At 70.6% G+C, this 22,594-nt stretch carries 15 protein-coding genes and 1 pseudogene; 7 read left to right on the plus strand and 9 right to left on the minus strand.

Translation table 11 applies throughout. The features are described from left to right. Window positions 1-24: 24 nt before the first annotated feature. Entirely contained in the window at window positions 25-510 is a 486-nt protein-coding gene (locus tag ACIREI_RS01790; protein WP_403326164.1) for an SRPBCC domain-containing protein, read from the plus strand. 689 nt (window positions 511-1,199) lie between these two features. Continuing rightward, a complete protein-coding gene (locus ACIREI_RS01795; RefSeq protein WP_403326167.1) occupies window positions 1,200-2,147 on the plus strand; it encodes an LLM class flavin-dependent oxidoreductase in 948 nt (315 codons plus the stop codon). A 70-nt stretch (window positions 2,148-2,217) separates the two neighbouring features. Here ACIREI_RS01795 and ACIREI_RS01800 read toward each other — a convergent pair whose 3' ends face one another. After that, entirely contained in the window at window positions 2,218-3,237 is a 1,020-nt protein-coding gene (locus ACIREI_RS01800) for a LuxR C-terminal-related transcriptional regulator (RefSeq protein WP_403326169.1), read from the minus strand. 248 nt (window positions 3,238-3,485) lie between these two features. Here ACIREI_RS01800 and ACIREI_RS01805 point away from each other — a divergent pair, with 248 nt between their 5' ends. From ACIREI_RS01805 to ACIREI_RS01820, 4 genes are read left to right on the plus strand one after another with little or no spacing between them, the layout of a single operon-like run. Next, window positions 3,486-4,520 carry a sugar ABC transporter substrate-binding protein gene (locus ACIREI_RS01805; protein WP_403326171.1) on the plus strand — a complete coding sequence of 345 codons (1,035 nt, stop codon included), beginning with the start codon at window positions 3,486-3,488 and terminating at the stop codon, window positions 4,518-4,520. An 8-nt stretch (window positions 4,521-4,528) separates the two neighbouring features. Continuing rightward, window positions 4,529-6,046, plus strand: a complete 1,518-nt coding sequence (locus tag ACIREI_RS01810) for a sugar ABC transporter ATP-binding protein (RefSeq protein ID WP_403326174.1) — start codon at window positions 4,529-4,531, stop codon at window positions 6,044-6,046. Continuing rightward, complete coding sequence (locus ACIREI_RS01815; RefSeq protein WP_403326177.1) at window positions 6,043-7,023, plus strand: ABC transporter permease; 981 nt, start codon at window positions 6,043-6,045, stop codon at window positions 7,021-7,023. The genes ACIREI_RS01810 and ACIREI_RS01815 overlap by 4 nt, the downstream gene beginning before the upstream one ends. Before the next feature lie 45 nt (window positions 7,024-7,068). Continuing rightward, a complete protein-coding gene (locus ACIREI_RS01820) occupies window positions 7,069-8,766 on the plus strand; it encodes an amidohydrolase (RefSeq protein ID WP_403326179.1) in 1,698 nt (565 codons plus the stop codon). Between the two features lie 115 nt (window positions 8,767-8,881). Here ACIREI_RS01820 and ACIREI_RS01825 read toward each other — a convergent pair whose 3' ends face one another. The 6 genes and pseudogenes from ACIREI_RS01825 to ACIREI_RS01850 all read right to left on the minus strand — a co-directional run bounded on the left by ACIREI_RS01825 (window position 8,882) and on the right by ACIREI_RS01850 (window position 19,648). Then, complete coding sequence (locus ACIREI_RS01825) at window positions 8,882-11,533, minus strand: RICIN domain-containing protein (protein ID WP_403326181.1); 2,652 nt, start codon at window positions 11,531-11,533, stop codon at window positions 8,882-8,884. A gap of 270 nt (window positions 11,534-11,803) precedes the next feature. After that, entirely contained in the window at window positions 11,804-11,950 is a 147-nt protein-coding gene (locus ACIREI_RS01830) for a hypothetical protein (RefSeq protein WP_403326859.1), read from the minus strand. A gap of 133 nt (window positions 11,951-12,083) precedes the next feature. Next, window positions 12,084-12,933 (minus strand): annotated as a pseudogene (locus tag ACIREI_RS01835) (glycoside hydrolase family 43 protein); the annotation flags it as partial. 84 nt (window positions 12,934-13,017) lie between these two features. Further along, window positions 13,018-15,471: a SpoIIE family protein phosphatase gene (locus tag ACIREI_RS01840; protein ID WP_403326861.1), complete on the minus strand. Its 2,454-nt coding sequence runs from the start codon at window positions 15,469-15,471 to the stop codon at window positions 13,018-13,020. 272 nt (window positions 15,472-15,743) lie between these two features. Further along, a complete protein-coding gene (locus tag ACIREI_RS01845) occupies window positions 15,744-17,303 on the minus strand; it encodes an RICIN domain-containing protein (RefSeq protein ID WP_403326184.1) in 1,560 nt (519 codons plus the stop codon). Between the two features lie 113 nt (window positions 17,304-17,416). Further along, complete coding sequence (locus tag ACIREI_RS01850; protein ID WP_403326187.1) at window positions 17,417-19,648, minus strand: alpha-L-fucosidase; 2,232 nt, start codon at window positions 19,646-19,648, stop codon at window positions 17,417-17,419. Between the two features lie 588 nt (window positions 19,649-20,236). Here ACIREI_RS01850 and ACIREI_RS01855 point away from each other — a divergent pair. Next, the gene (locus ACIREI_RS01855) at window positions 20,237-20,959 is read left to right on the plus strand and encodes a FadR/GntR family transcriptional regulator (RefSeq protein ID WP_403326189.1); all 723 of its coding nucleotides are present in this window, start codon (window positions 20,237-20,239) and stop codon (window positions 20,957-20,959) included. A 110-nt stretch (window positions 20,960-21,069) separates the two neighbouring features. Here ACIREI_RS01855 and ACIREI_RS01860 read toward each other — a convergent pair whose 3' ends face one another. Then, window positions 21,070-21,657: a TetR/AcrR family transcriptional regulator gene (locus ACIREI_RS01860; protein WP_403326192.1), complete on the minus strand. Its 588-nt coding sequence runs from the start codon at window positions 21,655-21,657 to the stop codon at window positions 21,070-21,072. 145 nt (window positions 21,658-21,802) lie between these two features. After that, window positions 21,803-22,582, minus strand: coding sequence for a helix-turn-helix domain-containing protein (locus tag ACIREI_RS01865; RefSeq protein ID WP_403326195.1), 780 nt, complete (start codon window positions 22,580-22,582; stop codon window positions 21,803-21,805). Window positions 22,583-22,594: the final 12 nt, after the last annotated feature.

Here is a 22,594-nt window from a genome sequence, read left to right on the forward strand (position 1 = left end):
ACCGACCAGCAAAGGAACCCTGCCATGAACCGTTTCGTCGTCGCCGAGACCGCTGTCATCGACGCCCCCCTCGGGCGGGTCTGGGACGTCATCTCCCGCACCGACCGGTACGCCGAGTGGGTCGCCGGAGCCATCGAGGTCACCGACCACCACGGCGTCGCCGTCGTCGGCAAGACCTACTCCGAGCGCAACCGCACCATCGGACCCCTCAAGACCGACTCGGTCTGGACCGTCAGGGAGATCGAGCCCTTCAAGCGCCGCGTCGACACCGGCACCGGCTTCGCCCCGCTGAGGGACGTCACCAACACCTTCGAGTTCCGCCCGGTCCACAGCGCCGACGGCCGGGAGATGACGGAGATGCTCTACCAGGTCGAGTACACCATCGGCCTCGGTCCGCTGGGACTGCTCCTCGACTGCATACAGCAGCCCGCGATGCGTGCCGGCATGCGCACCTCCATGGCCAACCTCAACACCCTGCTCCGTTCCGAGGCGTCGAGGACCGCCCTCTGACAGGCGGCGCATGCTCCGACGGCCGGCCGCCGGTGACCGGTCCCCTCGTCCGACCGGCCACTGGCCCCGGGGGGAGCGGCCGTCATCCTCGGCCTGGAAGCTCGCCTGACGCGGTGTCGGCCCGGCGCCGTCCGTGGACCGGAAGGAACGACGGCCACTCGGCCCGGCGTCGGGCCGCATCCGACGGCCGCAGCAGCCGAGGCAGGGCCCCGAACACGGCCCTCGCCCTGCAGGGGCGCACGGCCGCCGCGCGAGTCGTCCGGTGGTGCGGGTCCCTCTTTCGGATGGTCGGAACCCGGCCTGTCAGCGGGGGTGCTGCGACCCGGCGACCGACCTGACCTGGAAGAAGAACCAGATCTGGCGCCTGCGGGGCATGAGCTGACCCGAGTTCCCCAAAGGTTCCCGCCACCGGCGGGAGTCCTTGTGAACAGCGATCGGGCAGGCATCCTTCCGGATGCCTGCCCCACGCGTTCCAGCTTCGGCGCACGCGGGGGCAGCGCCGTCCTGCGGCGCCCCCGCCCCGCAGCGCACTGCTGGAGGGCCCGCCGACGGCACGGACGGCGTCTGTTCATGCCGCCCCCGACGCCCGCTCCTTGCCAAACGGATAGTTCGGCTCCACGATAAGTGACGTTCGTTTGGGTTGAAATGACTTCTCGGCCTATCTCTCCTCCGCCTGAAGAAGGAGCTTCATGAGCACCCCCGCCGCCCCACGCATGCTGCTCGTCCTCAGCGAGAACTGGACCCTCACCGGCGGCCGGGCCGACCTGCCCACCGCCGTACGGTGGGCCCGCGAGGCAGAGGACGCCGGCTTCGACGCCGTCATGGTCAGCGAGCACATCGTCCTCGGACCCGACGCGGCGGACCGGGGGATCATGGGCAACCCCCGTGACTACGCCCTGCCGGGCAACCAGGACCCGTACACCCCCTGGCCGAACTCGCTGCTCCTGCTCGCCGCCATCGCCTCGGTCACCGAACGACTCCGGCTGGCCGCCGCGGCCGTCCTCGCACCGTTGCGCCACCCGCTGCTGCTCGCCCGGGAACTGGGCACCCTCGACCTGATCAGCGAGGGGAGGCTGGTGGTGCAACCCACGGTGAGCTGGAGCAGGGACGAGTACGACGCGCTCGGCGTGCCGTTCGGTGAGCGCGGAAGGCTGCTCGATGAGCATCTGGAGGTGTGGGCGAAGGCGTGGGGGCCGTCACCCCTCTCCCACGACGGTCCGAACTACCCCTTCCAGGATGTCTACTTCGAGCCCAAGGCGTACCGTCCTGAGGGCCCTCGGCTCTGGTTCGGTGGGCAGCGACTGCACGGCCCGCTGCTGCGGCGGCTCGTCCGCCACGGCCACGGCTTCCATCCGCTCGGCCGGCCCGCGCCCGAAGACCTGCGGGCGCTGAAGGACGCGATGTCGGCTGCGGGACGCGACATCACCGAACTGGAGATGATCGGCGGCACCCAGGCCGTCTTCCCCGACGAGCGCTCGCCGGCCGATCTCGGAGCGGCGCTCGCCTCGGTTCCCGAGCAGTGGGAGAGCGGCTTCACCACCTTCTGCGTCAAGCCGAACCAGTTCATCGACGACCCGGGCGGCGTCGGGGCGTTCTGTCGTGAGGTGATGCGGCGCATGGAGCGACTGATCGGCTGACCCGTCGCACGGACGGACCGTCCGGCCCGGCGCGGGGGGAGCTGCCCGGCACCGCCGCGCCCGGCGCACCTCACCGCTCGACGAAGCGGGCCACCTGATCCGGAGCCGGGCGCAGCAGACCGTCGCGGACCGCCAGGGCGGTGGCCTCGGCGCGGGAGGCGGCGCCGGTCTTGCGCAGCAGGTGCTCCATGTGGGTGTGCACGGTCCGTGGCGCCAGGTACAGCGCCTGCGCGATGGCCTGGTTGGTCTGGCCCGTGGCCGCCCGGGTCAGCACCTCCAGCTCCCGCGGGCTGAGCCCGTAGGGGAGCTCGGTGGGTGTCTGCACCACCAGCACCGCACCGGTGAGGCGGCGGGCACCCGGCAGGTACCGCTGGAGCGTGACGCGATGCCAGTCGCCGCCCACCGACCACAGCAGACGCAGCCGCCGCCCGCCGGTACTGGTGAAGGCCCGCAGCAGCTCGTGGAAGACCTCGTCGCGCAGGATCCCCACGCGCTCATGCCCGGGTACGTCGATCACGGCATCGTCCGCCACGAGGCTCGCCGCGCTCTCCTGCGTCAGGCCGTTCTCCAGGTCGGGGATGTGCGGCACCGGGTCGGCCAGGGCCGCGAGCGCCGGCATGACGCAGGCGAGCAGGCGCCGTGCGTCGGTGTCGTACGCGTCGGCACGCTCGGTGGAGAGGTGCACCAGGCCGACGAGGCGGCCGCGGTGACGCAGCGCTCCGGTCACTCCGTCGCGGAACCCGGCGGGGCGGACCCGTTCCGCGTAGAACCAGCCGTGCCTGAAGCGCGTTCCGGTGTCGTCGGCGTCCTCGGAGATGGACGGTGGCAGTTCCTGCCGCATGACGTTCTGGTACCACGGGGTTCTGACGAACTCGGCTGCCAGGTTCTGGGACAGCTCGGTGGTGTAGCCGACCCCGGCCAACTGGATGTGATCGCCGGTGACCGGATCGATCGAGAGCAGCGTCGCCGCGTCGAGGGGGAGGGCACGGGCGAGTTCCCGCAGTACTGCGGCACAGGCGGCCGGTGCGTCCGGCTCGTGGGCGAGCATGCCGATGCGGGCGGCCGCCGCGATCTGGTGATGGCTGTGCAAACGAGCCTCCGGGGCGGGCTCGGAATCAGACGGATCGTTTGAGGCCCAACGATATGAGGCGGGTGTCCGGGCGGCAAGACGTTCACGGTTCCGTGACCCAATCGAACCCCCTGGGGTCACGCCCTCGTACCGGCTCGGTATTTCTACCGATGGCGGCACGGCGGCCGGGAGTCTTTCCTGTTCGACACGCCACTCGGCACGACCCGGACGCCCGCCTCCCGCGGGCCTGCCCCTCGGAGAGCCCTGCCATGATCACTCCTGAGTCCAGCATGCCTTCCGCCGCCTCCCGCAGACGGTTCCTCGCACTGTCCGCCGGAACGCTGGCCACCACGGCGCTGGCCGCGGCCGGCTGTTCGGCGCCGGAGAAGACCGCGGCCTCGGCCAAGCCCGCATCCTCAGAGGGCAAGCAGCTGACGAAGATCGGACTCGACTACCCCTTCACGCAGCTCCCGCTCTACTCCACGCTGGTCAAGCTGTCCACGGCCGAGGCGAAGAAGCACGGCAGCTCCCTGATCACCACGAGCGACAACGCCAACGCCGACACGCAGGCCTCGAACCTCAACACCTGGATCGCGCAGAAGGTCCCGGCGATCGTGTCCTTCCCGATGGTGTTCGAGGCCATGGAGGCCGTGGCGCAGCGGGCCATGGAGGCGGGCCTGATCTGGGTGACCTACGGCGGATCGCTGGAGCACCAGAGCGCCGACATCCAGTTCAGCTTCCGTGCGGGCGGAACCCTGCTGGGCGAGGCGGCGGCGAAGTGGGCGGAGGAGAACCTGGCGGGCAAGGGCAAGGTCGCCTTCCTCACCGACAGCACCATCGAGTTGGGCCGCGAGCGCACCAAGGGCATGGTCGAGGCGTTCACCAAGGCCGCTCCCGGCGTGGACGTGGTGGCGCAGGAACAGGCCATCGACCCGGACACCGGCTTGTCCAAGGCCAAGGCCATCCTCGCCAAGCACCCCGACCTCAACATCGTCCTCGGTATCACCGACGCCGCCGCTTACGGCGCCTTCAAGGCCCTGCAGCAGTCGGGCCGTGCCATGGACGACGCCAATACCTTCGTCGGCGGACAGGACGGTTCCGCTCCCTCCCTCCTCGCGATCAAGCAGGGCACCTTCTACCGGGCCTCGGCGGCCCTGGCCCCGAACGATCTCGCGGCCGCCATCGTCGATGTCCCGCTCGCGGTCGCCGCGGGCAAGGCCGACCCCAGCGCTCAGGTGCCGGTCAACCTCGTGCAGCGCGGCGACGCGGCCAGGATCGATGCCCTGCTCGCCCAGAACGCCTAGGGCCGGCCATGACGACGAACCTCCGCATCCAGGGGCTGACCAAGTCCTTCGGCGGGGTCAAGGCCCTGGACGGCGTGGACCTCACCGTCCCCGCCGGCCAGGTGCACGCCCTGCTCGGCCACAACGGCGCGGGCAAGTCCACCCTGATCAAATGCCTCGGCGGCGCCTTCCCGCCGGACTCGGGCACGATCGAGATCGGCGACCGGTCCTACGCCCGCCTCACACCGCGCGAGTCCATCACCGCGGGCGCGGCGATCATCTACCAGACCCTCAGCGTGGTCGACGCGCTGACGGTCGCCGAGAACGTCTTCCTCGGCCAGGAGTGGACCCGTCGCGGACGCGTCGACCGGCGCGTCCAAGAGGAGGCCGCGGCCGGCCTGCTGGAACGGGTGGCGGCCAGCTGCTCACCGCGTGACCGCGTCGGCGACCTGCCGATGGGCCAGCGCCAGCTGGTGGAGATCGCCAAAGCGCTCAGCCGCAGCGCGTCCGTGCTCGTCCTGGACGAACCGACCGCCGCCCTGTCCGGCACGGAGAGCGACGCCCTGGCCGAACGCGTCGAGGACCTGCGCGCCCAGGGCCTCGCCATCGTCTACGTCACCCACCTGCTGTCCGAGGTGGAACGACTCGCCGACGCGGTCACCGTGATGCGCGACGGCCGCGTCACCCACCACTCGTCCGTGGCCGGGCTCTCGCGCAACGAACTCGTGGAGGCCATCGCCGGCCGCCGTCACGAGGCGACGGCACGGAGCGGTCCCGCGCGGACCGCCGGGCGGCCCCGCCTCACCGTCGACGGCCTGCACGGACACGGCTTCGGCCCCGTCGGCCTCACCGTCGGCGAAGGCGAACGGGTCGGACTGTTCGGTCTCATCGGCTCCGGCCGAACGCGCCTGCTGGAAACCCTTTTCGGCCGACGCCGGGCACAGGGCGGAACGATCCGGGTCGGGGAGAAGGAGGTGACCCCGGCCCGGCCCGCCCAGGCCCTCGCCGCGGGGATAGCCCTGGTACCCGCGGACCGGCGGGCCCAGGCGCTGTTCCCGTCGCTGACCGCGCAGGACAACGTGCTGCTGCCCGCGATCCGGCCGCTCTCCCGCGCCGGGGTGCGGGCGCTGGGCGCCGAGCGCCGCGTCTTCGGTTCCCTGGCCGAGAGCGTCGGGCTGCGCCCGGCCCGCCCAGGACTTCCCGCGGGCGCCTTCTCCGGCGGCAACCAGCAAAAGCTCGTCCTGGGCCGGTGGATCAACGAGGCCCGCGACGTGGAGGTGCTCCTGCTGGACGAACCGACCCAGGGCGTCGACGTCGGCGCCCGGCAGGAGATCTACCGCGTGGTGACCGCACTGGCCGACGAACGCGGTACGGCCGTGCTGTTCGCCTCCAGTGACCCCGAGGAGGTCGTCGCCCTGGCCGACCGCTGCCTGATCGTCGCCGGCGGCCGCGTCGTCGGCGAACTCTTTGGCCCCGACCTCACCGAACAGGCCCTGCTGTCGGCCGTCCACGAGCCCGACTCCCGGCCCGCCCAAGGAGCAGCATGACGACCGCCGACCGCATCGTCACCCGCCCCCGCGTCCTCGCCACGGGCGGTCTGACCACCCTCAGACGCCACCCCCTGCTCCTCGTCCTCGCCGTGATGGTGGTGGCCTTCCAGCTCTCGACCGGCAGCTTCCTCGCCCCGGCCAACCTCGGCGGCATCGCCACCGACGCGGCTACCCTGGCCATCGTCGCCGTACCGCTGGCCCTGCTCGTCATCAGCGGCTATCTCGACCTCTCCGTCGGTTCCACCTTCGCCCTGGGCGGGCTGGTGGCAGGCTGGCTGGCGAGCAACGGGCACACGCCGGCCGTCGCCGTCCTCGGCGCGCTGGCGGCCGGAGCCGTCGTGGGCACCGTCAACGGCGTACTGTGCTGCCACCTCGGGCTGTCCCCGTTCATCGTCACGCTCGGCATGCTCACCGCGATACGCGGCCTCGCACAGCAGCTCTTCCCCTTGCCGCTGAGCGGGTTCGGCTCCGGCTTCGCCTGGCTGGGCGGCGCACGGATCGCGGGGATCGCCGCACCGGTCGTCATCGCCGCGCTCGTTCTCATCGCCGGCGCCCTCTTCCTGGCGCTCACCCCGACCGGACGGCACGTCTTCGCCATCGGCGTCAACCGCGAGGCCGCCCACCTGTCCGGCATCAACATCCGCCGTACGCCCTTCGCACTGTTCGTGGCCACGGGCGCGGCCGCCGCTCTCGCCGGCACCCTCAAGGCGTCGGTCCTGGACAGCGCGGTCGCGGGCACCTCCGGCTCCGGCTTCGAACTCGCCGTTCTGACCGCCGTGCTCATCGGTGGGGTCGCGCTGACCGGCGGCTCCGGATCGATCTTCGGCGTCCTGCTCGGCGTGCTCTTCCTGGGCGGGCTGCAGAACGGTCTCACCCTGCTGAGCGTGCCGACGTTCTGGCAGCAGATGGCCCAGGGCACGGCGCTGGTGGCGGGCGCGGCGCTGGCCTGCTTCGCACCACGCCCCGGGCGCTGACCTCCAAGGCCAGTTCTTCCCCGCCCCCCCCGAAGGAGTTCACCTGTGACCGAATCCGCTCCCACCCTCATCCTGACCGGCGGTCAGGTCCTCACCGTCGACCGGGACTTCACCGTCGCGGAAGGAGTGGCCGTACGCGACCGGGCCATCGTCGCCGTCGGTACCGATGCCGAGATGCGTGCCCTGGCCGGCCCCGGCACCCGCATCGTCGAACTCGACGGGAGGACCGTCCTGCCCGGCATCAACGACTCCCACCTGCACGGGGCCGCGTATGGGATGACCAAGCCGCCCTTCGCCCTCGATGTCGGCCATCCCGCGGTGGGGTCGATCGCCGACATCACCGCGCTCGTCGGCGGCGCGGTGTGCGCCGCCCGGCCGGGCGAGTGGATCGTGGGACTCGGCTGGGACGCGGGCTACCTCACCGAGTACCTCACGGATCCCGGGCGCTTCCCGCACCGCCGCGACCTGGACGCGGTGGCCCCGGACAACCCGGTCTGCCTGACCGACTTCTCCGCCCACATGGTGTGGGCCAACACCGCCGCCCTGCGCGCCTGCGGTATCGACGCTGACACCGCCGCGCCGGACGGCGGCGTCATCGACACCGATCCCGACGGCACACCCACCGGCATCCTGCGCGAAGCCGCCCAACGGCTCGTCCAGAGCGCGCTGCCCACCCCCACCACCGCCCAGCGCCGCCAGGCCATCGAAGGCGTGATCCGGGAACTGCACTCACGGGGCATCACCAGCTACACCGAGCCCGGCCTCGGCCCCGGCGGCACCGGCACCCTCTTCGGCGGTCTGAGCACCGACAACTGGACCGCGTACGCCGACCTCGCCGCAACAGGTGACCTTCAGGCGCGCGTCAGCGTGCTGCTGCTCCCGGCGCCGATGGGCGGCTCCGCCGACGACGTGCGCAAGGGGCTGGCCGAGCTGCGCCGCCCGGAGTCGGCCGACCCGCGGCTGCTGAACGCCATCGGTGTCAAGATCTTCGCCGACGGGGTGCCGCCCAACCGTACGGCCTGGATGAACGATCCGTACCCGGACGGTGGCCACGGCGCCCTCTGCGTGCACGGAGAGTCGTCCGCCCTCCAGGTCGAGGAGCTGCGCGAGATGATCCGGATCGCGCACGAGGCCGGATTCCAGCTCGGGGTGCACGTCACCGGCGACCGGGCCATCGACACCGTCGTGGACGCCTTCGTCGCGGCCGACGGGGCCGCACCCCGCCCCGATGCCCGCCACTACGTCATCCACGGCGACTTCATCGGAGCGGACAGCCTGACCAAACTCGCCGCGCACGGCTATGGCGTCAACATGAATCCCGGCATCAAGTGGACCATCTCCGACCTCATGGACGAGATCGTGGGACCACAGCGGTCGGCGTACCAATGGCCGGTTCGCTCGGCGATCGAGGCAGGCGTGAGGGTCTGCTCCAGCTCCGACGCGCCGATCACCGAGCCCGACTGGCGCCAGGGTGTGGCGTCGATGATGCTGCGCGAATCCAAAGCAAGCGGCCGGCAAAGTGGCCCCGAGCAGTGCGTGGACCTCGCCTCGGCCCTGCGCGCCTACACGGTCAACGCGGCCTGGCAGGACTTCGCCGACGACTGGAAGGGCACCATCGAACCCGGCAAGGTGGCGGACCTGTGCGTCCTGGACCGTCCGCTGCTCCATCTCGACCCGCACGACATCAGCCAGGTGGAGGTGGACCTCACGGTGTTCGACGGGCGCGTGGTCCACGAACGCTGAGTGGGGCCGTCCCGGTCGTCCGGCTGCCGTGACGCCGCTCGCGTCCCGGGCGAGGTCCGGCAGCCGTGACGGGGCCGCAGGCCGTGGTGGCTGCGGCCCCGTTCAGGGGTTGGGGTCAGGACGGGTCGCCGTACTGGAGACCGCGTCCGTTGGTGCCGACGTAGACGCGGCCGTAGGTGTCGGGGTCGCCGGTGATGACGCCGGTGCCGCCGATGGCGCCCCACTGGTGGGCCTTGTCGTTGACGCGGAGCCAGGTGGCTCCCTTGTCGGTGGAGCGGAAGACTCCCGTGACGTCCTTGACGGTGCCGATCAGGTACAGGGCCTGGTAGCCGGTGCCCGGCTTCGCCTTGCCGAAACCGAGGGCGGAGGCGGACTGCGCCGACTTGAGCGTGGTGAAGGTGCGGCCGCCGTCGGTGGAGTGCAGCAGCCCCTTGTCACCGCCGGCGATCCACAGGTCCCCGGCGATGCCGGGAACGGCGGTGAGCCGGCCGGAGGGCAGGTTGCCGGCGCGGGCGGTGAAGGTCGCGCCGCCGTCGGTGCTGGCGTAGAGCGTGCCGCCGGACAGCGAGTAGAAGGTCCTGGCCGAGGAGCGGTCGGCGACGACCACGGCGCCGGTGCCCAGCCCGCCGACCTTCGACCAGCTCGTGCCGTTGTCGGTCGAGCGGTACGGAGCCTGGCCGGCCTGCGTCCAGACGATGGTGGATCCGTCCGCGGCGAGCGCGATGTGGCCGCTTTGGGCGCCGGCCACCGGCTCTGCCTTGAAGCCGTTCCAGCTGCGGCCGCCATCGGTGGAGTAGGCGCCGTCCTGCTCGCCGCCACTGCCGACGCGGACCATCATCGAGGGCTTGGACTGGGCGAAGTCGATGTCGGTGCTGTGGGACATCAGCGGGTTCTTCAGCCGCCCGGAGGGCACCTTGGTCAGGGAGTCGTGCCGGAAACCGCCCTGGTCGCCCATGGAGGTGATGACGGCGGCGCCGCCGGGCGGGGCGATCGCGTCCATCAGCGCGGTCTCCTCCAGCCCTCGGGCCCCCATGCTCCAGTGGCTGGTGCCGCCGCTGTCGGAGGCGTCCGCGTCCTTGCTGCGCAGGATGCCGTTGCCGGTGCCGTACAGCACGTGCCCGGAGTTGAAGGGGTCGATGGCAAGGGCGGTCATCCAGTGCCCGGTGTGGGTGCCGACGTAAGGAGCGGCGGAGGCGTCCCGCTTCGACTTGTCGGCCAGAGCCTTCCAGGTCGTGCCGCCGTCGGTGCTGCGGTAGATCTCGTCCTCGGGCCACCAGCGGCCGAGGGTGGTGACCATCACCGTGGAGGGCGTGCGCGGGTCGACGGCCAGCCCGGAGAACCCGTAGTTGCCCTGGGAGGGGGAGATGTTCCTCCAGGCCCCGCGGTCCGGCGTGTACTTCCACACCGAGCCCCCCGTCACGCCGTTGGGCCCGAGGTTGTCGGTGTACGTCAGGTACAGCGAGCCGTCACCGGAGAGGACGCCGTGCTGCGGCATCTGACCGGTGGGCTGCCCGGAGACGGCCTGCCAGGTGCTGCCGCCGTCGGTGGAGCGGTACAGGGAGGTGGACTTGTCGTTGACGCCGACGTAGACCGTCTTGCTTCCGGCCGGGCCGTACGTCACGAAGGAGATGCCCGCGCCGCTGCTCGCGCCGTCCTTGACGGGGAACGAGGAGACCTGACTCCATGTCACGCCGTGGTCGCCGCTGCGCCACAGGCCGTTCTTGCGGGTGCCGAGCAGCAAGGTGCCGTTGTCGGCCGGGTTGACCGCGAGTCGTTCGCCCGCCCCGCGGCCGTCCTCGTTGGCGCCCAGCTTGAAGGGCAGAGCGGTGCGCTGGAAGGTGCGGCCCCGGTCCGTCGAACGCAGGATCGCGCCGTTGCCCGCCCAGTCGTTGGTGTAGGTGCCCGCCCCGAGGTAGAGCCGCTTGGGGTCGACGGGGTCGGTGGCCACCGAGTCGATGCCCAGCAGGTTCCAGTCCTTCTCGCCGACCCAGTCGGTCAGCGGGATCCACTGCTCGGCCCCGGTGTCCCAGCGGTAGGCGCCGCCCATGTCGGTGCGCGCGTACAGCAGGCCCTTCTCCCGCGGGTTGAACACCAGCCCGGTGACGTAACCGCCGCCCACCACCTGGGCGTTCTTCCACCTGTACGGTCCGGCCGCGGCCGTGGTCTGCGCGGTGCCGGTTGCGGGCGTTCGGGTCCCGCCCGCCTCCACCAGCCTCCACTGCTGGTTGCTGCCGCCCTTGTCGGGGTACTGGATGACCGCCGCGCCCTGGGCGGTGGAGCCGCCGGAGACGTCCAGCAGCTGGCCGCTCCTGCGGGAGGTGAGGGTGACGGCGTCGGAACCGCTCACCTCGCTGATGCGCCATTCCTGCGAGGTGGCGGAGCTGTCGGTCTGCTGCTCGGCCGCGGCCCCCTGAGCGGTGGAATTGCCTGCTATGCCCAGCACTTTGCCGCTGTTGCGGTTCACCAGCTCGTAGTAGCCGTCCCCGGTCGCCTTCAGCTTCCACTGCTGGTTGGCGGTGTTCTGGTCGGTCCACTGCTGGATCCGGGTGCCGTCGGCGGTGGAGAAGCTGTTGACGTCCAGCACCTTGCCGCTGCGCACGGAGACCAGCCGGTAGTAGACGTCGCCGTCGACCGTCGCGGCCTGCGAGTCCTCCTGCGCGTACAGGAGATACGGCACGAGGACGGCGGGCACGCCGAGCAGCAGGCCGGTGGCGGTCCAGCGACGGCGGTGACGCCCGCGGCGCCCGCCGTTCGTGGGGTTGTTCATGGGGAGGCGTTCTCCTTGGAATCTGTCCAACAGTGGAAACCCGGATCCCGGCCACCGGAACTGACCGGATCCGCTTCCTAGTCGTCACAGACCACGCACAGGTTGCCGCGAGCCCGGAACCTTTTGGATCACCCGGTGCGGCGGACGTGAGGCGGAGTCGCTGGGGGCCTGACTCCGAGCCGGGAGCCGGTCACCGAACCGGCCCTGGCGCTCGGACACGCGTGCCCTGGTCGCCGGACAGGCGGCAACCAGGGCGGGGAGGCGGGTCGGTCAGGAGATGGGCGGGACGTGAGTGCCGGTGACGGAGTCTCCGGACTTCCTGACGTGATAGATGACCTTCTTGCCGCTGTAGAAGTGGAAGGTCAGTGTCACCAGTTCGCCGTCGCGCAGCGACTTCAGGAACTCGGGCTGCAGGATGACCGTGCCGTTCCGGTAGTCCGGCGAGGAGGCAGGGGAGCTTGGGAAGGTCCAGGGTGACCTCGCCCACGACCGGCCAGTCGTCCTCCCAGGTCACGGGCGCGAGGAAGGTCTCCCGGCCGAGCACGTGCCAGCCCGGGGTGCCGCCGCGCGGCCGCACCCCGAGGAACACCATCCACCACGAGCCGTCGGGGGCCTCGACCAGGTCGCCGTGCCCGGTGTTCTGGACGGGGTGGTCGGCGCCGCGGTGGGTGAGGATCGGGTTGGCCGGGCACGGCTCGAACGGGCCGCTCGGAGGGGGGCCGCGGGCGATCGACACGCCGTGGCCGCGTTCGGTGCCGCCCTCGGCGACGAGCAGATACCAGTAGTCGCCGATGCGGTACAGGTGCGGCGCTTCCGGGGCCTTGGCACCGGGTTCGCCGGACCGAGAGCTTGTGCGGAGTCCCGTACGTCTGCCCGGTGGACGGGTCGAGGCGGACCTGGGAGACCCCGGCGACGGTGCACCAGCAGGTGCCGTCCTCGTCCCAGGCCAGGTCGGGATCGATGCCGGGTACGCCCGGCGCCCGGATGGGATCCGACCACGGTCCGGCCGGGTCGGTTGCCGTGACGATGAGGTTCCCGCCGCCCTCGCTGCAGTTGGTGACGATCAGCCAGAAGCGGCCGTCGTGGTGGCGCAGGGTCGGGGCGTAGATCCCGTCGGAGGACGGCATCTCGGCCGGAAGCCGCAACTGGCCCGGCCGGTCCAGCGCGTTGCCGATCTGCCTCCAGTGCACCAGATCACGGCTGTGGAACAGGGGTACGCCGGGGAAGTACTCGAAGCTGGAGCAGGCGAGGTAGTAGTCGTCACCGACGCGGCAGATGCTCGGGTCGGGGTGGAAGCCGCACGGGGTTGGCGGCGCGGGCGGGCCGGTTCTGAGCGGGCACCCTTGGTCGTCCTTTCGTCGGGTGATGCGGAGCAGCGCCGCGGACGGCGGGGTGGGCAGGGTGACGGTGCGGCCGGCGACGTCCGGGTTTCAGGCGACACCGGTCTGAGCTGGCCATGTTGCTTGTTACTTGTTGCTCGTTGCTTATTGCGGCGTGCGTGTGGTGAGGGCCTGTGCGCACCAGATGGTCTTGCCGTCGGTGGTGTGCCGGGTGCCCCACCCCTGAGTGAGCTGGGCGACGAGCAGCAGACCTCGGCCGCCCTCGTCGAAGGCGCGGGCCCGGCGCAGGTGGGGAGCGGTGCTGCTGGCGTCGGAGACCTCGCAGATCAGGGAGGTGTCGCGGATCAGCCGCAGTCTGATCGGCGGCTCGCCGTATCGGATGGCGTTGGTGACCAGTTCGCTGACGACCAGTTCGGTGACGAACGCCGCCTCCTCCAAGCCCCAGGCGTCCACCTGGTCGACAGCGACCTTCCTGACCCGTGGCACCTGCGCGGTGTCGGGCGCGACGTCCCAGTCGGCGACGTGGTGGGGATCCAGCGCACGCGTGCGAACGAGCAGCAGGGCGGCGTCGTCGGTGCGGTGATCGGGGAGCATGGCGTCCATCACCGTGTCGCACTGGGCCCCCAGTGAGGTGGCCGAGTGGTTCAACAGCTGCAGCAGTTCGGCGGTCCGCTGGTCGACGTCCCGCTCGCGGCTTTCCACCAGTCCGTCGGTGTACAGCGCGAGCAGGCTGCCCTCCGGCAGTTCGAGCTCGGTGGACTCGAATGGCAGACCACCGATGCCGAGCGGCGGTCCCGGATGGACGGGTACCGGGGTCATGGTGCCGTCCGGGGAGATGATCAGCGGCAGGGGATGGCCGGCACTCGCCAGCGTGAAGCGCCGGGAGACCGGGTCGTAGACGGTGTACAGGCAGGTGGCCCCGGACTCGCCGGTCGGCTGGAAGTGGCCGGTGGGCTGGAGGTCGCTGGCGAGATGGAGGACCAGGTCGTCCAGGTGGGTCAGCAGCTCGTCCGGCGGCAGGTCGACGTCGGCCAGGGTGCGTACGGCCGTACGCAGCCGGCCCATGCTGGCCGAGGCGTGCAGGCCGTGGCCGACGACGTCGCCGACGACCAGGGCGACGCGGGCGCCGGACAGGGGAATGACGTCGAACCAGTCGCCGCCCACTTCGGTGCCGGTCCCGCCGGGCAGGTAGCGGGATGCCACCTCGACCGCCTCCTGGACCGGCAGTCCCTGCGGTAGCAGGCTGCGTTGCAGAGTCAGCGCGGTCGTGCGCTCGTGCGAGTACCGGCGGGCGTTGTCGATGGCGACGGCCGCCTTGGCGGTCAGCTCTTCGGCGAGGATCAGATCGTCGGCGGTGAAGGCCTCGGGCCGGTCGAGGCGGGAGAAGGTGACGACGCCGAGGAGCGCGCCGCGCGCCCGGAGCGGCACGGTGATCCGGCCGGTAAGCCCGTCCGCGGCAAGGGACTCGTCGATCATCGGGTTGCCCGGTGGCCAGTGGGCCGGGTCGGCGGCCAGCCCGGGCCCGAAGGCCCACTCGCCGCCCTCACCGGGTTCAGCGGCCAGCTCGACCATGGACCTGCCGGTTGCCATGCAGCGGGCGGCGACGGAGCCGGGAAGGTGTGTGACGGGCTTCGTGGGCCCCGGAGCCTGCTCGGCGCCGTCCTTCGCGCTGTGCCGGGCGGCACGGCTGAGCCTGATCGTCTCGCCGGGGGCGAACGCGGACACGGAGGGCGGTTCCTCTCCGCGCAGCACCTCGTCGAAGAGATCAACGCTGACGAGGTCGACGAATCGCGGCACCGGGGTCATGGCCAGTTCCCGGGCGGTGCCGATCACGTCGAGTGTCCGGCCGATGCCGCCGCCGGCCTGATTGAGGATGAGCAGGCGTTGCCGAGCCCAGTACTCGGCGCTCATGTCGAAGCCCCAGTTGGCGATCGCGCGTACCCTGCCCTCGGCATCCCGGACGGGCCAGATGCTGGTGGCCCAGGCGTTGGCGTAGTTGCTGCCGCGAGGGCGGAAGACGGTGATGAGACGCGTGGCCTCGCCCGTCCTCGCCACTTGGGCGAGCGCGTCGGTGTAGGGCTTGTCGTCCCTTTCGGGAAACAGCGTGCGGTCGAACTCGGGAAGCACCTCGCGGTACTTCCTGCCGAGCACTTGCTCCTCGGAGTGCGCTATCACCCGGCCCGAGGAGGCGTTGATCCACAGGAACCTCAGCTCGGGGTCGTAGACGCCCAGAGCGAAGGGGGACTGCTCGAAGGCCCGGTCGGCGATCACCGGGCGGCCTCCCCAACGCTGCATGGTCACCACGTGGCCCAGCTCCCGTCCGTCGGGGCCGAGCAGCGGGTGAGCCGTCACCACGGCGTCCACCGTGGAACCGTCCCGGTGGCGCAGCGGGACGCACCCCGTGCGGTCGGGGCCGGCCCCGTAGCCCTCGGGGAAGCCGGGGGGCGGGGGATCGACCAGCAGGCCGGTCACGGGCCGCCCCACGGTGTCCTTTGCCGTCCAGCCCAGCAGCAGCCGTGCCCCCTCGCTCCAGCCGCTCACCACGCCGTCCGGGGCCACCACGACAGCGGCGGTGGGGGCATCGTGCTCACCGGCCATGTCCACGCGCGACACCTCCGTCCGGATGGATGTGCCTGTCAGGGCGATTCCCGGCGCCGGCTTCCAGGCTAGATCCGCTTCTGCTCCCCGGCGCTCCGGCCGGTACGTTCCGGATCACCCAGGGCGTCGGGACCGGCGGCCTGGCGGCCATTCGTTCACGTCGTTCACGCGAACGGCCCCGGACGAGGAGTCCGGGGCCGAGTGGAGCGCTGCCGTGTGTGGGAGAGAACCCCAGGTCAGCGGCATGAGGTGGATCTGGGTCGTCGGTGTCGTCACCAGCTTGTCGGCAGACCGGCGATGAACGGGACGAGCCGGTCGGAGATGACTCTGTCGTCGCGGGCCGAGTAGTGCCAGTCGCAGCCGAGGAAGTCCAGGCCCGAGTCGTCGAGGAACCAGTACCGGACCCGGCTGTCTCCGGCGTCGTTGCGTGCCTTGACCACTTGCTGGACGTGGCCGGCGTACTGGCCGGCCCCGACCGCCACGATGGTCGTGCCGGCCCCGTAGCGCGTGCGCAGCTTCTGGACGAAGTCGCCGTAGGCGGTCCGGTAGCCGGCCGCGAGACTGTCGGACGTCCAGGGCTCACCGGGGTTGATGGCGGTCGAGAAGTCGTTGGTGCCGAGGTTGACCACCACGACCTGAGGGCGCCAGGTGCCCGGGTTCTGCCAGACGTCGCCCGACACGTTCAGCAGGGCACGGTCGTAGAAGGTCCGGTACGTGACGTCCGTACGGCCTCCGTTGTAGTTGCGGACCATGCCGAGGCCCGAGTAGCCGTTGATCTGGTAGTCGGCGTTCAGCCGCCGGGCGGTGAGGGCGCCGTAGCTCACGTCGGAGTTGGTGGTCCGCTTGACCTGGTCCCAGGTGCAGGTGCGGGAGGCCGAGAGGTTGCCGTAACCCACCGTGAGGGAGTCGCCGATGAACTCGATCTGGCGGGTGCGGGCGGCCGGCTTGCTCAGTACGGCACCGCCGGGCGCTGCGACGAAGCCCCCGAACGCGCTGGTGTCCCCGGGTGTGTCGTTGCGCTTGACGAGCCGGACGGTGTGCGTGCTGTCGGACAGGCCGTTGATCCAGTGCGTGGTGCTGCCGGGCGTGACGAGTGTGGCGACGGTGGTTCCGTCGACCTGGACGTCGTAGTCGGCGGCCGAGTCGTCGAGCACGATACCGACGCCGGTGCCGCTTACGCGGCCCTCGAAATACACGCCGGGCCAGCTGTACTGCACGGTGTTCCCGGCGTCTTTGACCCGCCCGGCGGTGTGCACCTGGGTCAGGACCCCCGTCGCGCGGACCAGTTGCCACTGCTGGTTGGCTCCGCCCCAGTCGGCGTACTGCACGACGTTGGCGCCGTCCGCCGTGGAGGCGTTCTGCACCTCGACGGCCTTGCCGCTGTTGCGGTTGAGCAGCCGGACGTACCCGTCCGATGAGTCGGCCAGGCGGAACTGCTGGTTGGCGCCGCCCGCGTCGCCCCACTGCACGATGTTCGCGTGATCGGCCGTGGAGTGGTTCCGGACGTCCAGCACCTTGCCCGAGTGCTGCGCCTTGAGCCGGTAGTAGCCGCCGCCGGAGTCGACGAACCGGAAGCGCTGGTTGGCCCCGTCATGGCGGGCCCACTGCGAAAGACCCGCCCCGTCGGCGGTGCTCGCACCCGACACGTCCAGCGCCTTGCCGCTTCCCCGGTTCACCAGCACGTACCACGCGTTGGTGTCCACGGTGGCCGCATGCGCCGTCCCGACGGCCCCCAGCCCACTCAGGAGCGCCGCCAGCAGCGCGGTCACCGCGACGAGCACCCCCGTACGCCTCCCACGCCTCGGCCACGAGTCCGTGAATGTCAGATGCATGCCACCTCTTTGCATTCGTGTCCCTTTCACTGAGTGCCAAGGGCGTCACGTTCACTGAGTGCCAAGGGCGTCACGGATCCCGTCGCCACGTCAGCGGCAGTGGGATCCGCCGGTCACTGCGCGGTGAAGGTCCACAGCAGGTTGGTGCTGGAGCCGTAGGTCCACTGCTTGGTGACGGATCCCGAGTCGACGTTGCCGCCGCCGTCGAGGACCAGGCCGGTGGTGCGGTTGGCGAGCGAATAGCGGTCACCGCCCCGGTGGGTGATGGTCCACTGCTGGTTCGTGCCGCCGTTCCAGGGGGCCTGGCGGGCCGGAGAGCCGTTGTCGGTGGCGCCCCAGCCGTCGGCGACCATGCCGTTCGTGCGGTTGACCAGCCGGTAGTAGCCGCCCCCGACCGCCTCCGCCTGCCACTGCAGGTTGGGACTGCCGTCCCAGGTCCACTGCTTGAGGTTGGACCCGGAGGCCACGTTGCCGCCGCTGTCCAGGGCGAGTCCGTTGGTGGCGTTGGTGATCCGGAAGTACGTCGCCGGGTTGAACCGGACCCTCAGCGAGGTGATCTGGTCGTTGTTGCCGGTGTTCCTGAGGTCGGGGTTGTCGGCGTTGAAGGTCCAGGAGGTGCCGGTGAAGTCGTCGCCGGCGTAGCCGATCACCTGGTAACCCGGGGCCGGCCGCAGGGAGGAGAGGGTACGCGTGCCCAGTCCGCCCGCGGTCAGGTCGGCCGCGGTGTAGTCGCCGACGGTGAACACGGCGGCGTCGCCGGTGTAGTTGACGTCCGCGAAGGCGATGGCGCCGGTGAGCGGCCGCAGGCCCGGGATCGCGCCGGAGAAGGCGAGCTTGAGGACGTAGGCGCCCGCACTGTACGGCGCCGACGACGGCAGGGTGATGATGAGGCCGGAGGAGCTCTGGGTCGGCGTGGGCAGGTCGATGTAGGTGCCCGCGGTGGTGCCGAGGAGCTTCACCGAGGTCAGCGAGGAGAGGTTGATCCGGTCCGAGCCGAGGGTCTTGATCGTCAGCGAGCTGCCCGGCCAGCCCAGGACTGTGGCGTACAGGACGGTGTTCGCCTTGTTACGTGTGAAGCGGATGTCCTGCGGCGTGCCTGCGTGCGGGGTGGTGAACGAGCCGCCCCCCATCTTCGTCGGGCCCTCGCCGTACGCGCTCCAGGTGCGGGTCGCGTACACCGACTCGCCGAAGCGCTTCAGGTGGTCCCCGATGCCGAGCAGGATGTCCTTCTGTGCCTGGGGGATGGTGCCGTCGGCCATCGGCGCGATGTTCAGCAGCATGTTGCCGTTCTTGCTCACCCGGTCGATGAACGAGTGCAGCATCTGCTGGACGCTGTAGTAGCCGATGCCCTGGGTGTAGCACCAGCTGCTGCTGGAGATGCTGTCGTCCGTCAGCCAGTACGGGGAGGTGAGGTCGGCCGGGCCGCCGCGCTCGTAGTCGAACACCTCGCCCTTGCCGTTCATGCCGTCCTTGTACGTGGTGACGACCTCACGGCCCCAGCTGCCCGCCTGGTTGTAGTAGTACGCCAGGAAGTTGAGGCGCTGTTGCTCGTCGACGGCGTCCAGGTTGAAGTCCTGCCACAGGATGTCGGGCTGGGCGCGGTCGACGACCTCCTTGAGCTTGTCGAACCAGAGCTGGTTCGCCGCGGTTGAGTCCAGCTGCCCGTAGAGCTTCTTGAGACTGGGGTCCGTCTGCGCGGGGACTTGTTCGTAGAAGCCGGTGAAGTTGTACGCGTGGTGCATGGCCACCAGCAGCTTGAGGCCCTTGGCGCGGATGGCCGTGGAGAAGAGCTTCAGCAGGTCAAGGCCTGGGCCCTTCTTCACCGAGTTCCACTCGTTGACCTGGCTGTCCCACATGGAGAAGCCGTCATGGTGCTCGGCGACCGGGCCGGCGAACCGGGCGCCGGCGTCGACGAACAGTTGCACCCACTCGTCCGGGTCGAACTTCCCGCCGGCCGACTTCAGCTTCGGCGTGAACTTCACGGCGTTGCCCGCCAAGTCCCGAGCCCCGTCGATGAAGTTGTGGTACGGCCATGCCGAGGGCTGTCCGTAGGTGGCGATGTGGTGCCGGTTGGCGTTGCTGCCCGCCTGATACATGTTCCGCGGGTACCACTCGTTGTCGTAGGCGGGGACGCTGAACGCGCCCCAGTGGAAGTAGATGCCGAACTTGGCGTCCTGGAACCACTCCGGGGCCGGCGGGTGCTGGTCGACCGAGTTCCAGTCGGGCGTGTACGTGCTGGGCGCCGCCTGGGCGGTGCCGGCACTGAGCACCTCTGCGGCAACGGCCGCCGCGGCCACGCAAGTTGCGGAGGCCAGGAAACGGCGTCTGTTGATCGAGCGAGACATGGGCACATCCCTGATGCGGAGGAGGACAGGGGAAGGCAGGGTCACGCATGAAGGTCGATCACCGCGCCCTGGGATGTCAACCAGCGTGCAGGGATGAAAGCGAGTGCTCGGCCATCCAAATGACCTGGTTTGTGTACTGCTGTCAGGTAACGCAACTACCTATACATGGCATGTCTCACTGGTGCTTCATGGCTGGTTCGAGTTACTGAAAACGCTGATTGATCGGACGTGTGCCCGGCGCCGAGAGGCCCTCGCCGGTGTGCGAGTGATGTGTGAGCTCGGCTTTCTCGGGAGGTCGTCCGGAGAGGTGGACGCGTCACCCTGAAGGTGCCCTTGAAGACATCCAGTCAATGTTGTGCGGCGGGCCGCGGACGACCGGCGAGGTGCGCCGGAGGTCGCCGCCCGACAAGCTCACACGCATCCCAGTATCATCATCGTCACGCTCGGCATGCGGACTCCGGAACAGGTCGTACGAAACGTGGAACTCCATGGTCAGCAGATCCTCGACGGTCTCTGGGGCGACCTGCGCACTCATCGGCTGATGAGGTCGGACGTGCCCGCGGAGCACGGTCGGGGGAGGGGGCCGCGTTGTCTCTGACGGACAAGGCCATCGAGCAGATCCGTGAGCTGATCCGGACCGGTGCCCTCCCGCCGGGCTCCAAGCTCCCGCCGGAGCCGGACCTGGCCGCTCAGCTGGGACTCTCCCGCAACCTTGCCCGTGAAGCGGTCAAGGCGCTGTCCGTGGCGCGTGTCCTGGAGGTCCGGCGGGGCGACGGCACGTATGTCACCAGCCTCCAGCCGAGCCTGCTCCTGGCGGGGGTCGGCGGTGCGGTGGAGCTGCTGCAGAGCGACTCGGTCGCCCTACGGGATCTCATGGAGGTGCGGCGGCTTCTCGAACCGGTCGCCACGGCCCTTGCCGCCACTCGGATCTCCGACGCGCAACTGGCCGACGTGAAGCGGCATCTGGACGCCATGCGCGAGGCCCGCGACAACGTGGAACTGCTGAACGCTCACGACGCCGCCTTTCACCGCGCCATCGTCTCGGCCACGGGCAACGAGACCCTCCTCACCCTCCTGGAAGGCATCTCCGGCCGCACACTGCGCGCCCGCATCTGGCGCGGTCTGGTCGACGACAAGGCCGGGGGCCGGACCCTCGCCGAGCACGAGGCGATCTTCAACGCGCTGTCCACCCGTGACGCCGTCCTCAGTCAGGCCGCCGCGCTGCTGCACGTGAACAACACCGAGCAGTGGTTGAGGGAGCACCTGCGCTCCGGCGGACCCCTCCCCTTCGGGACCACCGTGCGCGAGTGACGGGCGGGCGCTCCCCTGGCCTCCGCCAGGCACCGGTGCCGCCATGCTCGCCGTCGGAATCGCTCGGGGCCGAGTCCCCGCGCGCCCTCTGCGTCATCCGGGGGACTGCCTCAGGCCATGGCCAGGACGGCCGAGACCAAGGCGCGCAGGCATGCCCTTTCGGCCTCCTCGTCCGGCAGCGAGAGGTGCTGCATCGTCAGTCCGTCGAAGCCCGCGAGGAAGAACCTCGCGATCGTCTCGGCGGGCTGGGCCAGCTCGTGGCCGGTGCGTTCGGCGGCCTCGCTGATCAGCTTCGTCGTCACCGCCAGGACCTCGCTGTAGTGGCTGTGCAGGGCATCCCTCAGGGGAGGCGTGCGCAGGGCGAACATGCTGAGCTCGGTCAGCAGCTGGTGCGCCTCGGGCTGATCGAGCACCGTGCGCCAGAGCGCTTCGGAGAGCGTGCCGACGGTTTCCTCGAAGCTCGCGTCCGTGGGGGCGGCCTGCTCCACCTGGGCGACCAGCCCTCGGGTGACCTGCTCCATGACGGCTCGGTAGAGGTCTTCCTTGGTGCCGAACGTGTAGTGCACGGTCGCCTGTGCCACACCCAGCTCGGCGGCGATGGCGCGGGTGCTGCCGGCGGCGACGCCTTCCCTGCTCATCAGGTCGATGGCCGCCTTGATCAGTTGCGGGCGGCGCTCTGCCGCGGATACATGAGCCATGACTGCATCCTATGCGACTAAGTCTGGTGAACAGGTCGCTCGATCGATTTCGCTGCCGGGTCTCGGCGAGGCGCTCCTGGGTCGCCCGCCGGGCGGACGACAAGGCCGTCCAGGTTCCAGCCCGGCCGCATCTCGGTCGGCGCCGTCATCGCTGCGCACCGCGCACGGCCCGGGGCGAAGCTCCGAGTTCCCGGCGGCAGGCCTTGTTGAATGCCTGAAGGTCGTGAATGCCGACCGTGGCGGCGATCGCGGAGATGGAGAGGGTGGACTCGCGCAGCAGGTGACGCGCGCGTTCCAGGCGGCGCTGCCGGATGTAGGCGACGACCGTGTCACCGGTGGCGGCGCGGAAGAGTCGGGTGAGGTGGTTGTGGGAGACCCCGGCGGCGCGGGCCACGTCGGGCACGGTCAGCGGGTCGGCCAGGCGGGACTCGATATGGGAGATCGCGGCGGTGACGGCCGGATGCGGGCTGTCCCGGGGATCCTGCGGGGCGGGCGGGGTGAGGTGGGCGACTCGCCACAGGGCGGCCCAGACCTCGGCCGCCGCCCGCACCGGGGTGCTCGGCCAGGCGGCGACGGCCTGGAGCATCAGGGCGGACAGGGCGGGCAGTTCCGGGCCCGCGTCCTGCATGACGGGCACCGAGCGGAGTTCGCCGCCGACGGGCAGGCGCAGGTGGGCGTACAGGTGCTCGGAGCGGCCCCGGTAGCGGTACCGGACGGTGGTGGCGGGCGGAACGAGGCTGATCCGGCCTGGACGGACGGTGTGAGGGGTGCCGCCGACGGTGAGGTCGGCCTCGTACCGGTACAGGTGGAGCTGCCACAGGTCGGGCAGGCGGAAGACGTCGGTGTGCCCGGCCGGCCCGTGGATGCCGACGCCGACGTTTGCCACGACGGGCGGTTCGTCCAGGCACACTGCGACCTCACGCATGGTGAAAAATTA

The organism is Streptomyces sp. NPDC093591 (genome assembly GCF_044764885.1).
In the GTDB taxonomy this organism is placed as follows: Bacteria; Actinomycetota; Actinomycetes; order Streptomycetales; family Streptomycetaceae; genus Streptomyces.